Annotated in this window: 8 protein-coding genes; 1 reads left to right on the forward strand and 7 read right to left on the reverse strand. The window is 51.7% G+C overall.

Going from position 1 to position 12,621, the window contains the following annotated elements; translation table 11 throughout:
- Positions 1–458: 458 nt before the first annotated feature.
- From E5331_RS17640 to E5331_RS17670, 7 genes are all read right to left on the reverse strand, one after another.
- Positions 459–1,538, reverse strand: a complete 1,080-nt coding sequence (locus tag E5331_RS17640) for a bifunctional 3-deoxy-7-phosphoheptulonate synthase/chorismate mutase type II (RefSeq protein WP_123481222.1) — start codon at positions 1,536–1,538, stop codon at positions 459–461.
- Positions 1,539–1,563: 25 nt separating this feature from the next.
- A complete protein-coding gene (locus tag E5331_RS17645) occupies positions 1,564–2,733 on the reverse strand; it encodes an aminotransferase class I/II-fold pyridoxal phosphate-dependent enzyme (protein WP_123481221.1) in 1,170 nt (389 codons plus the stop codon).
- 31 nt (positions 2,734–2,764) lie between these two features.
- The gene (locus E5331_RS17650) at positions 2,765–3,610 is read right to left on the reverse strand and encodes a prephenate dehydratase (protein WP_123481463.1); all 846 of its coding nucleotides are present in this window, start codon (positions 3,608–3,610) and stop codon (positions 2,765–2,767) included.
- A gap of 53 nt (positions 3,611–3,663) precedes the next feature.
- Positions 3,664–7,266, reverse strand: a complete 3,603-nt coding sequence (gene metH / locus E5331_RS17655; protein ID WP_123481220.1) for a methionine synthase — start codon at positions 7,264–7,266, stop codon at positions 3,664–3,666.
- 62 nt (positions 7,267–7,328) lie between these two features.
- The gene (gene metF / locus E5331_RS17660; protein WP_123481219.1) at positions 7,329–8,282 is read right to left on the reverse strand and encodes a methylenetetrahydrofolate reductase [NAD(P)H]; all 954 of its coding nucleotides are present in this window, start codon (positions 8,280–8,282) and stop codon (positions 7,329–7,331) included.
- A complete protein-coding gene (locus tag E5331_RS17665) occupies positions 8,279–9,466 on the reverse strand; it encodes a MalY/PatB family protein (protein ID WP_123481218.1) in 1,188 nt (395 codons plus the stop codon). Before E5331_RS17665 ends, metF begins: the two co-directional genes overlap by 4 nt.
- A gap of 232 nt (positions 9,467–9,698) precedes the next feature.
- Positions 9,699–11,018: a histidine-type phosphatase gene (locus tag E5331_RS17670; protein WP_135986055.1), complete on the reverse strand. Its 1,320-nt coding sequence runs from the start codon at positions 11,016–11,018 to the stop codon at positions 9,699–9,701.
- A 165-nt stretch (positions 11,019–11,183) separates the two neighbouring features.
- Between E5331_RS17670 and E5331_RS17675 the strand changes: the two genes are divergently transcribed.
- Positions 11,184–12,539: a sodium-dependent transporter gene (locus E5331_RS17675; RefSeq protein WP_275441288.1), complete on the forward strand. Its 1,356-nt coding sequence runs from the start codon at positions 11,184–11,186 to the stop codon at positions 12,537–12,539.
- Positions 12,540–12,621: the final 82 nt, after the last annotated feature.

Raw genomic sequence — 12,621 nt, forward strand, 5'->3', positions numbered from 1 at the left:
CATGACGCACATAATGAATCAACTATCCACACAAGCCTTTCGCTCCTCACGGAGTGTCAGGCATGTTAAACCAAAAATTGATCATTATGAAAGAGAAAGACTTTTTTAGAGTCTTCTTGTAGGCGGATCGAATCAACGTTCCACCTTGCCTTGCGTCCTCACGGATTGCCAGGCATCAAAACCAATTAAACTTTGCTGTTCATGAATACGTCACATTACTTTGGTATGTGGATTGTTTTGGAGCAAATCCACTTTCTATTATATTGCCATTTGTTGTATCACGATGCAAATTTAATATTTTTTTTAATTAAATCCTATTTTTAGACATTTTTTCTTTTCTGTTGGATTGTTTTTCATCTTTGAGAATTTTCATAAAAATAGCCGATGACTACGCTTAGCGCAATCATCGGCTTGCCTTGAACCAATATTTTGACTTTGAACGGAGAGGTGGTATCCCGTCAGTTCTGGTTAAGCACCTCTATCTGCTGACGTACTGACTCCTCGTGGATTGCCTGAAGGATGGTCTTCATGAAGTCTGCCGACATACCCATCTCCACGGCTGCTGCCACGCGACTCTTGATCAGGTCGTTGTAACGGGTCTCCTGCACTACCGGCATTGAGTGTTCCTTCTTATATTTACCGATCTCACGCGCGATGTCCATTCTCTTCTTGTACATCTCAACAAGTTCGGTATCGATACGGTCGATCTTATCACGTAGATTCTGAAGGCTTTCGGTCTCCTGCACGGTGTTGCGGTGTACCAACGAGCCGAGTATCACTTTGAGCACTTCGGGAGTGACCTGCTGATTCTTGTCGCTCCACGCATCATCGGGTGAACAATGGCTCTCTATCATAAGTCCGGCAAACTTCATGTCGAGAGCCTGCTGCGACAGAGAAGAGATCAATTCACGCTTACCACCCATGTGGCTGGGGTCAATGACGATTGGGAGATGCGGAATGCGGCGGTGAAGCTCGATAGGTATGTGCCACTGCGGCGGGTTGCGGTAGATGCTCTTACCGTAGAAAGAGAAACCGCGATGTATGGCACCGAGACGACGTATGCCGGCATTGTAGAGACGTTCGAGGGCACCGATCCAAAGTTCAAGGTCGGGGTTCACCGGATTCTTCACCAGCACAGCCACGTCGGTTGCACCTGCCTCCTTGAGAGTGTCGGCAATCTCCTGCACGGCAAACGGGTTAGCGGAAGTGCGCGCACCCACCCACAGAATATCCACGCCTGCCTCAAGAGCGTCAAGCACATGAGCACGCATAGCCACCTCTGTAGCGACAAGCATACCTGTCTCCTCCCTCACTCTCTGGAGCCACGCAAGACCCTCCTTGCCTATACCCTCGAAACCACCCGGTTTGGTGCGTGGTTTCCAGATTCCGGCACGGAAAATCTTTATGCCGCCCATAGCAAGCTGGCGTGCAGTAGAGAGAGTCTGCTCCTCTGTCTCCGCACTGCAAGGACCTGCCATCACAAGCGGCTTTGAGGGATCCAGACCCTCCACAATCGGTTTTAAATCTTCAAAATTCATAATTATATAGTTTTTTTCATTTCATTCATTTCAATTCCTTCACACGCCTGAGAGCCTCCTCCATCTTCTCTTCAGTGGCACAGAGCGATATGCGGATATAGCCTTCGCCATTCTTTCCGAAGATAAAACCGGGCACGATGAATACCCTTGCCTCATGAAGCACACGGTCGGTGAATGTGGCACTGTCGGGCGCACCCTCCGGCAATTTTCCCCATAGGAACAGTCCGCGCTGTGCGGGATCAAACGTGCATCTGAGTGCAGTCATGATCTTCTCCGCCACCTTGCGACGTCCGGCATATACTTGATTAAGCTCCTTATACCAGCTGTCGTCAATATCGAGAGCCTTGATAGCCGCCTCCATGACGGGTTTGAACTGACCGGAATCGATATTGGATTTCATTTTCCTAACCCAACCTACAAATTCCGCATTCGACGCCACCATACCCATACGCCAACCCGACATATTATGGCTCTTGCTCAAAGAATTAAGTTCTATGGCAATATCTTTCGCGCCCTCCACCGAGAGAAGGCTCTGTGGATTATCGTTTAGCACAAAACTGTAGGGGTTGTCATGCACGATGACAATGCCATGACGCCGCCCGAAATCCACCAGTTTCTCGAAAAGCTCCATGCTTGCACAAGCACCCGTAGGCATATTGGGATAATTCACCCACATGAGTTTCACGCCACCCTCGGAAGCGATCCTCTCCAGCTGCTCGAAATCGGGCATCCACCCCTCGTCAGCCTTAAGATCGTAGCTTATCACCTGCGCGCCAAGCATACGGCTCACACCGCGATAGGTCATGTAGCCGGGATCGGGCACGAGCACCTTGTCGCCCGGATTCACGAAGGCAAGGCTCACGTGGAGCACACCCTCCTTTGATCCTATCAACGGGAGCACTTCTGAATCGGGGTCAAGATCCACGTTGTAATGACGCTTATACCACCGGCTCATTGCCTGACGCAATTCCGGGAGTCCGGATGCTATCTGATAGGTGTGGTTGGCGGGATTGGAGGCAGACTCGCAAAGGGTCTGCACCACCTCCATTGCAGGCATACGGTCAGGACCACCCACGCCGAGCGAAACGACGTCGAGCCCTTCGGCATTCATGCGTGCCACTTCGCGCATCTTGCCTGCAAACCAATATTCCTTTATCTCGTTCACCCTTGCTGCGGGTGATATTTTATTTTCCATTTTTACCTGTGTTATTGTTGATTTATCGGAATCAATTGATGCCTACGCGCTCCTCATATTCCCCGAGGATGCGGAACTCGTTGGTGAGCGGACGCACCGCCTGCAATGCCTGGCGATAGCGGAAGTAGGATGAGAAGGTGAGATCCACGTAGAAACGATATTCCCATTCACGCCCGACTACCGGGAGCGACTGTATCTTCGTCAGGTTGACGTCGTAGAAAGAGAGGATTGTCAGCACTTTCGAGAGTGCGCCGTGGGAATGAGGGAGCGTGAACACCACGCTCGACTTGTTGAGCTGCTCCTCACGAGGTTTCAGCTCGCCGGCAAGGAGTGGGTCGGCAAGGATAAGGAAACGGGTGAAGTTGCGCTTGTTGGTCTCTATACCCTTCTCCAGGATATTAAGTCCATAAAGATTGGCGGCAAACTCTCCACACACTGCGGCATGTCCGGCAAGTTTCTCTCGCGCTATCTCCTCTGCGCTTCCGGCGGTGTCAAATTTCTCCACCATCCTCATGTGGGGATGACGGCGTAGATATTGCTCACACTGCATAAGTGCCATCGGATGCGAATTTACCTCGCTTATCGATTCGATTGTCTCTCCGGGAAGGGCACAGAGCACATGGCTTATCCTCACGGAATGTTCCCCTATGATCGTATGGTTGCTCTTGCGCAGCAATTCATGATTGGCGAGAAGGCTTCCGGCAATGGTGTTCTCTATCGCCACGATGCCGAGCATCGACGCATCCGTCTCCAATTTCTCGAAAAGATCGGGGAAAGAGTCGCATGGTATCGTCTCCACCTCCTGACCGTCGAAAAACTGACGTGCCGCCGCATCATGGAAGCAACCGGCAACGCCCTGTATGGCGATCTTCTTTATCTGTCTGTCTTTTGTCTGCATATATCGTTCCTTTATTTTCATTCCGTTGGGGATCAAATCCTTAATATCTCCCTCACCCTTTCATAATCCATACCGCGGCGGCGTGCGTAGTCTGCAAGCTGATCCTCTCCCGGTTCTCCCACAATGAAATAACGTGAAGATGGATGGGAAATATATATTCCGCTCACGGTAGCTGACGGAATCATTGCCCCATTCTCGGTGAGATGCACTCCTACACTATCCATCGGAAGCAGGCTTGCCAAGGAATGATTCAGCAGTTGGTCAGGAAGCATCGGATAACCCATGGCGGGACGAATCCCCACGTAATCCCCGCGCAGCATCTCCGCGGGGGAGCATTTCTCGTCGGGTGAATATCCCCATAGCTTACGTCTCACCTTGCAATGCAGCCATTCGCTCGTAGCCTCCGCTATCCTGTCGGCAAGCGACTGACGGAGCAGACTGCCGTAGGAGTCGCCCTCATCTTTCAAGCGGGATGCCTCTTCAGCCAGCATATTGCCGGCTGTGGCTACAAACACTCCCGCTATATCTTCTGCCACACCGCGCGGCGCAATGAAATCTGACAATGAAAGATAGTCTGATCCCTTGCGCTGCTGACGCAGCACGGGGAATCTCACGCCACCGATCTCCACGTCGTCACCTTCAGCAAATGCGGGATAGAATGTCACTGCCGCCTTGCCATCGAATCTCTTATCCTCAATCAAGGAATTGAGCAATTCGCGGGCATCGCGAAGCAGACGCTGCGCCTCATCGCTATCGGGGGAGATGCGCCAGCTATGGAAAAACATCTTCCAGTTGATGAGCTCCGCCACCTCCCCGAGATCCGTATCCAGAACCACCGCATTGCCCAACCCTACTGTAGGCTGAGGCGCACGATAACCTTCCCAATCAATCTTCATGCCATTACGACGTGCCTCGGCAAGCGGAACTATCTCCACTCTCTTATTGCCATACCCTTCTCTCAACTCCTCATATTCCCTCTCAAGCGTGGTCACGAAATCCCCCTTCTGTTCAGGATTCAGCAACTTAGAGGCTACGATAGGATTCTGGGCTGCATCCGTGACGTGCACCACCGGGGCATGATAGACCGGAGAAATCTTCAATGCCGTATGCAGGCGCGACGTGGTGGCACCACCGACGAGCAGCGGTATGTCGAGACCAGCCTCCTCCATTGCCCGCGCCACATTCACCATCTCGGAAAGCGACGGGGTAATCAGTCCGGAGAGGCACACAAGATCAGGACGTTCGCGCAAGGCTGTCTCAACTATTTTCTCTGCCGGGACCATCACTCCAAGATCGATCACCTCATAATTATTGCAGGCAAGCACAATCGAGACGATATTCTTCCCTATGTCGTGGACGTCGCCCTTCACGGTGGCAAACACCACCTTCCCCGCCTTCGTGGAGGAGGCATCTGCTGCGGCAGCCTCCATGAGCGGTTTCAGATGGTCGACCGCCATCTTCATTGTGCGGGCAGTCTTCACTACCTGCGGAAGAAACATCTTACCTTCGCCGAAAAGCTGACCCACACGGTTCATACCATCCATCAGCGGACCCTCTATTATCTCTACGGCAGAAGATCCGGAGGCAACAGCCTCGTCAAGATCCTCCGTCAGATACTCAGGATTCCCCTTCACTATGGCATTCTCCAGCCGCACGGCTACCGGACGGGACATGTCGCGCTCATGTGAGTCTCCCGCCACTGCCGCACCCCCATTCTCATGGGCGGCATAATCGGCAAGCTCTGCCGGAGCCTCCTTGCGTCGGGCGAGTATCACGTCCTCTATCAATGACCTCAACCCAGGCTCCACATCCTCGAATGTGACGGAAGACGCCGGATTGACGATTCCCATGTCGAGACCCGCCTCAATTGCATGATACAGGAAAACGGCGTGCATCGCCTCACGCAACGCATTCTTGCCACGGAATGAGAATGAAAGATTGCTCACCCCGCCGCTCGTGCGCGCCCCGGGGAGATTCTGCTTTATCCATCTGACCGCCTCGATGAAGTCGATGCCGTAGCGGTCATGAGCCTCGATTCCGGTAGCTACCGCCATTATGTTGACGTCGAAGATAATGTCGTCAGGCGCGAAGCCGCATCTCTCCATCAGAAGGGCGTAAGCACGTCGGCATATCTCTATCTTCCGCTCGTATGTATCTGCCTGACCCTGCTCGTCAAAAGCCATGACAATCACGGCTGCACCGAGCTGACGGATGCGACGCCCTTTCTTAACGAACGGCTCCTCACCCTCTTTGAGCGATATGGAATTGACGATGCTTTTACCCTGAAGATTCTTCAGGGCGGATTCCACCACATCCCAGTCGGAGGAATCGACCATCACCGGTACTTTCGAAATATCCGGATCGGATGCTATGTAGCGCAGGAAATGCACCATCTCCTCGCGCGCATCGAGCATGGCATCATCCATATTGACGTCTATCACCATCGCACCGTCCTCCACCTGACGCAGGGCTATCGACATCGCCTCCTCATATTTCTTCTCCTTAATAAGGCGCAAGAACTTACGCGAACCCGCCACGTTGCAGCGTTCCCCCACGTTGAGGAAATTGTTCTGCGGCAACACCTCCACTCTCTCCAATCCAGAGATGCGGAGTGCCGGCATTATCTGAGTCTGCCTGTGGGGGACAGCGACGGAGAGTTTCTCCACGAGTGCCGCTATATGCGCAGGCGTAGTGCCGCAACATCCTCCGGCTATGTTAAGCATACCGGACGAGAGCATACGCTCCATGCTGGCGGCAAACTTTTCAGGAGTCTCGTCATACTCACCCATGGCATTCGGCAACCCGGCATTGGGATGCGAGCTTATGAAATGCGACGTGAGCGATGCGAGTTCCTTCACATACGGTATAATATCCGACGGACCGAAGCTACAGTTCAGACCCATGCTGACCACGTGGGTATAATCCGCCACGGAAGTGACGAATGCGGCGAGAGTCTGACCTGACAGAGTTCTTCCCGACCTGTCGGAGACGGTAGCGGAAATCATTATCGGCAGATCGCGTCCCATGCTCTCCATCATCCTCCCGGCGGCATCAAGACCGGCTTTCAGGTTGAGAGTGTCGAACACTGTCTCAAAGAGAAGCAGATCCGCGCCACCCTCTATCAACCCCGCCACCTGACGGGAATAAGCATCGAAAAGCTCATCATAGCTTACATTCCGATATGCAGGGTCGTCCACCTCCGGACTCATCGACGCCGTGCGGTTAGTCGGTCCTATCGAACCCGCCACAAGGGCACGTCCTCCCCAGCTACGCAAGGGGGACTCCGAAGCCGCCTCCACAGCCAACTCGGCAGCCCTACGGTTGATCTCACGTATCAGCCCATCATACGACTGAAGACCGTAGTCAGCCATCGACACGTCGTTTGCATTGAAAGAGTTTGTGGATATTATGTCTGCGCCAGCATCAAGATATGCCTTGTGAATATCCTTTATCCTGTCGCCTTGAGTCAGGCAAAGTATATCATTGCATCCGGAGAGCTTACATCCGTGAGCGGCGAAACGCTTGCCACGGAAATCCTCCTCCGAGAATCCGCAACGCTGTATCATGGTGCCCATGGCTCCGTCAAGCACGAGCACCCGTTCCTTGAGTAATTGTATGAATTGGTCCTGTTTCAATATCTTATCTGATTAAGTCCCCATTTTTAATCATGGGGAGCAACAACCTTGGAAACGGTTGATTAATATACGTTCTCAACTATCTTCGACACGCTGTCAGACACGCTCATCGTGTAGTAATGCAATCCGAGCGCACCCTTCTCAAGCAGTTCCCGGCTCTGACGTATGCCCCATTCTATACCCACCTGCTTCACCTCGGTGTCGGTCTTACATTCACGGATACGCGATGCCAACTCCTCCGGTATGTCTATGCGGAACACCTTCGGAAGCATCGTGAGATGCGACATCTTGGAGATAGGCTTCAAACCCGGAATGATCGGTACGTTGATTCCCGCTGCCCGACAACGCTCCACGAAACTGAAATATTTCTCATTGTCGAAAAACATCTGGGTAACGAAATAATCCGCGCCATTCTCCATCTTCTTCTTCATGTAGTATATGTCGGATTCCATGTTGGGAGCCTCCTCATGTTTCTCCGGATAGCACGCCATGCCATACGAAAACGGAGTCTCAATGCCCTGAATCCTCATATCCTCCAACCCGATACCCTCATTGAAGAGATTTATCTGCTTCTGGAGGTCGGTGGCGTGTTCGTGTGAGATATTCGGCTGCCCCATCGTGGAGTCCTGCCCTTTCTCATCCCCTCTCAACACGAGAAGATTGTTGATGCCGAGGAAATTCAGGTCGAGCAACGCATACTCCGTCTCCTCCTTGGTGAAGCCCTTGCAGATGATGTGCGGCACCGGTATCAGTCCATACCTGTTCTGTATGGCGGCGGCGATTGCCACCGTGCCCGGACGCTTCACGATGCTCACCCGGCGGTGGGTGCCGTCAGGTAGTGGCTTGTAGATATACTCGCTATGATGCGACGTGATATTGACAAACTTGGGATCGAATCTTTTCAGCTTCTCCACAATGTCAAACACCTTATATATGCTGTTGCCCTTCAGCGGCGGCAATATCTCGAAGGAGAACACCGGATTGGGACTGTCGTTGATTATATCAATTATTCTCATAAGCTGTCGTTATTCCCACATACCGCATCCTTTATACGGTCAAGAATCTGAAGTATCACACTGCGCGGGGCAGCCACGTTCAAACGCATGAAGCCGGTGCCCTCCTCGCCAAACATCGCGCCGTCGTTGAGAGCCACACGTGCCTTGTTGACAAACAGGTCGACCAGGCTGTCATGATCCAACCCCAGTCCCCGGCAATCAAGCCACATAAGGAAGGATGCCTCCGGAATCTGTGCATGTATGCCGGGCAGATTCCTCTCGCAGAAGTCAGCCACTGTCCGCATATTCTCCACCACGTATTCGAGCATCTCACGCCGCCACTCCTTTCCATGACGGTAGGCGGCGATAGTGGCGATATACGACATCATCGGAGCCGCTTCCAGTTCGCTTGCCTGAAGCCAGCCGTAGAAACGATTGCGTATCTCATCGTCGGGCACCACAGAGAAGGAGCTGACGATTCCGGGGATGTTGAAGGTCTTGGAAGGTGCACAGAATGTTATGCTGTTGTGTAGGGCATCATCCGACACGGTGGCAAACGGAGTGTGTGTCGCGCCGTTGAGTGCCATATCGGCATGAATCTCGTCAGACACCACCAACAGGTTCTTCCTGCGGCATATCTCGGCAAGACGGCGCAACTCTTCGGGGCTCCATATACGTCCTGCCGGGTTGTGAGGATTAGCCAGCAGCAGTATGCCCCCCTTCGTATCGAGACGTTCAAGGGCATCGTAGTCAATATAATAACGCCCGGCATCATCCGTCAGCATCGCTATCTTCACCACGTTTCTCCCGTTGCTTTCCGGTATGATACGGAATGGATGGTAGACCGGCGGCATGATCACGACATCATCACCCGGCTTTGTAAACACGTTGATCACCAAGCCAATCCCCTTCACAATTCCTGGTATATAGCTCAGCCATTCCGGACGTATCTCCCAGCCGTGGAGCTCGCGCTCCCAATCCATGATTGACTGACGATAGTCTGCCGGCTCTCTGGTATATCCCAAGACAGGATGGTTCAATCTCTCCCTCAACGCATCGATTATGAAATCCGGTGTCGCGAAATCCATATCTGCCACCCATGCAGCCAGCAGGTCAGACCGCCCGAAGAAATCGGTCAGTCCGTCTGTCTTGACGGCATCCGTGCCACGTCTGTCAATGACTGTATTGAAATCGTATCTGTTCATTTCTAAAAATTTGGCGGTCTACGGTATATTTTTGCATTCTGTGCTTGAAATAAGTTCAAATTACTTCATTATGTGTTGCCGTAGTGGAAATAATTCGCAAAGTTAACGTTTTCACTTGAAAAATCATTGCGGATATGATAAAAAATGGAATAAAAAAAAGCCGGAGCATACTTTTTGCATAAAGCACACTCCGGATATTGCATATTTATACAGATTTTATTTCATATCGGATTTATTTTATGTGGCGCGGAAGAGGACCGGTCACGTATGGCGCGATCTTATCCTTATAGTATTTTCTCACGTCTTTCCATTTATAATATGGTCCGTGCCCCCTGTCGATGGGAAGGGTTGTCTCCCTTTCATTGAGCAATACTTTCACCAGCACATCGTCAGGATCGGTGGAACCGGGACGACGGTAGAACACCATCTGTATGTTGGCAGCCATCGGCACCACCAGATAGTCATGCCACCCCATATCGGCAAGCGCGTCAAGGTCGTTGATCTCGTCGCCGAAATTGTCGAGTTCCATCAGCGCGGTCAGCGGCATGACAATCGTGTCGTGACCATAGCGCAGGTTGGCACTCGGAGTAGCTGACGTCATCGCCGTGTCGGCACTCTCTATGATGTTGTTGAGAAGGTTTGCCTGAGTGAACGGCATACGGTTGTTGGTATATTTAGAGTTGCCCCCCTGCATGAGCCATGACGCGTTCTTCTGAAGCCATCTGTTTTTCACCTCCTCCGGAGTGAATATCTCATCTACGAGCCACGGCTGGTCGGAATGGCTCTGGCAGTTGAGAAGAGCCGTCAGAAACGAATGATACAGACGGCTTCCTATGCTATCCTTGGCATATTTCTCATCATTTATGATGCGCTTAAGATAGTCACCTTTATCCTTGTAGCGGCGGCTGAACTCCTTGACCACTGTGGAGTCGGCATGGTTGCGCAACTTGCGTGCCACGGTGTCCTGATAGTTGAGATACCACATGTCGGCATAGCTTGCATCCGTCTTTATCTTAATGTCGGGCACCATTGACTGGATTCCGTTAAGTCCGTTGAACATCGACAGTATTGAACGTATCACGACCGTAGAACGGGCATCCACATTAGTCTTGGAATTGAATATCTGCGGATAGTTCTCCACCATTCTCTTCCCAATGCCCTGATGCTGCCACGCCCCCTTGTCGGAAAGCTCGCCGTCGCGTCCCTGTGCATCCTCGCGTATCTTCTTTATAGCCTGATAAGTCTTCTCTCCGAGTGGGGTGAGTTTGCCTGCCTCACGCGCCTTATCAAGAATTTCATACGAACGGTCAAACAGCTTGTAGCCGATATGCCATCGGCTTCCATGACGCCCGTAATGCTCGAGATGAAACGGCTCATAGCCTGCCGGAGCCGGAGTCTGTGCCGGGGGAGCCTCGTCAAGCCAAGGATAACAATAGTAGTTGCCACCCGCCTGATGAGTGGTGACGTCGGCATATTTGGGAGTCTTTGCCCCCACGGGAATCGACATTACAGAGGCGATTCCTAACGTCAGTATAATTTTCCTAATATCCATAAGATTCATTAGATTTATAGGTTAGATTCTCAAAATTATGCCAAAATTACTTAAAAATTTTATTCATGACAACCCCGTATGCGAATATTCATAATTTATGCATTTCATATTTATAAATAATCACTAATTTTGCAGACTTCTAATCAAACAGTATATTTTTACAATATGAATCATAACGACATCAATGAGAGAGCAGTGTTTGCCACAAGGTTCGGGGCAATAGCCACGACGGTAGGGTCAGCCGTAGGACTCGGCAATATCTGGAGATTCCCATACGAGGCTGGAGTGCACGGAGGAGGTGCATTCATGATCTGTTATCTGATATTTGTGTTTCTGATAGGCGTGCCGCTGCTTTGTGCAGAGTTCTGCATGGGACGCGGCACACGGAGCAACATATTCGGGGCATACCGAAAACTTGGAGGGGGAAGGATTGCCCGCGTGGCTGGTCCGCTCGGCATCGTGGCGTCGCTACTCATACTGAGTTTCTATTCCGTCGTGGCGGGATGGACTGTGGAGTATTGCATCTCATCCGCCACGGGGTCGCTTGATTTCTCCAACACTACGGCGGGACACGGACAATTTGTTGACCTTACGACGGGGTGGCGTCCTATGATATGGACCATCATATTTCTCTTCATTAATTTTATGATTCTGATATGCGGAGTGACCAAGGGGATCGAACGAGCTTCCAACATACTGATGCCGCTTCTGTTTCTGCTGCTGGTGGCATTCTGCATCAATTCATTCTTCATGCCGGGTTTCGCGGATGGCATCAACTTCCTTTTCACCCCTGATTTCAGTAAGATTTCATCAAGCGTGCTGCTTGGTGCCATGGGACAGGCATTCTTCTCGCTGAGTCTTGGACTTGGTTGCATGATGACCTACGGATCATATTTCAACGACCGTAACCGTCTGGGGAGGACGGCAGCCACCACTGCAATACTTGATTCTATGGTGGCTATACTCGCGGGAGTGATTATCTTTCCGGCTGTGTTCTCATTCGACCTGTCGCCGGAGGCGGGTCCGACTCTCGTGTTTGAGGTGCTTCCCTACATCTTCAACCAATTGCCGGGTGGTATGATATGGTCTACCCTCTTCTTCCTGCTGCTGTTTCTCGCATCGCTGACCTCCACAGTCTCCATGAGCGAGATCTCCATCACGTATTTCTGTGAGGAGAAACACATGACGCGTCGGAATGCGACGATACTTTCATCAGTCATCGCCCTTGTGGGAGGTGTGCTATGCGCCATGAGTTTCGGACCTCTAAGCGACTTCACCATATTCGGGATGACGATATTCAGCTTGTTTGACTACCTCTCCTCCAACATCTGCCTACCCATTGGCGGCTTCATCTGTTCACTCTTCGTCGGCTGGTGGGTCGATAAGAAATTCCTTCGCGACCAGCTCACCGACTTCGGCAAATTCCGTTTCCCCCTCTACCGTCCGCTCCTCCTCTGCCTCCGCTGGCTCTGCCCCGCCGCCATATTCCTCATCTTCCTCAACTCCATCGGTCTCCTCTGACCCACCACAAAACTCACACACAAAAATGAGGCTGTCTAACAAGTTTAGGCAGTCTCTTTTCGTATGTGATTGCAAAAAGACA

Source organism: Lepagella muris (assembly GCF_004793975.1).
Classification (GTDB): domain Bacteria; phylum Bacteroidota; class Bacteroidia; order Bacteroidales; family Muribaculaceae; genus Lepagella; species Lepagella muris.

Bases quoted from the DNA above. Each gene is read 5' to 3' on its own strand.
- E5331_RS17640 (WP_123481222.1), bottom strand. From the start codon at position 1,538: ATGAATTTTGAAGATTTAAAACCGATTGTGGAGGGTCTGGATCCCTCA.
- E5331_RS17645 (WP_123481221.1), bottom strand. From the start codon at position 2,733: ATGGAAAATAAAATATCACCCGCAGCAAGGGTGAACGAGATAAAGGAA.
- metF (WP_123481219.1), bottom strand. From the start codon at position 8,282: ATGAGAATAATTGATATAATCAACGACAGTCCCAATCCGGTGTTCTCC.
- E5331_RS17665 (WP_123481218.1), bottom strand. From the start codon at position 9,466: ATGAACAGATACGATTTCAATACAGTCATTGACAGACGTGGCACGGAT.
- E5331_RS17670 (WP_135986055.1), bottom strand. From the start codon at position 11,018: ATGGATATTAGGAAAATTATACTGACGTTAGGAATCGCCTCTGTAATG.
- E5331_RS17675 (WP_275441288.1), top strand. From the start codon at position 11,184: ATGAATCATAACGACATCAATGAGAGAGCAGTGTTTGCCACAAGGTTC.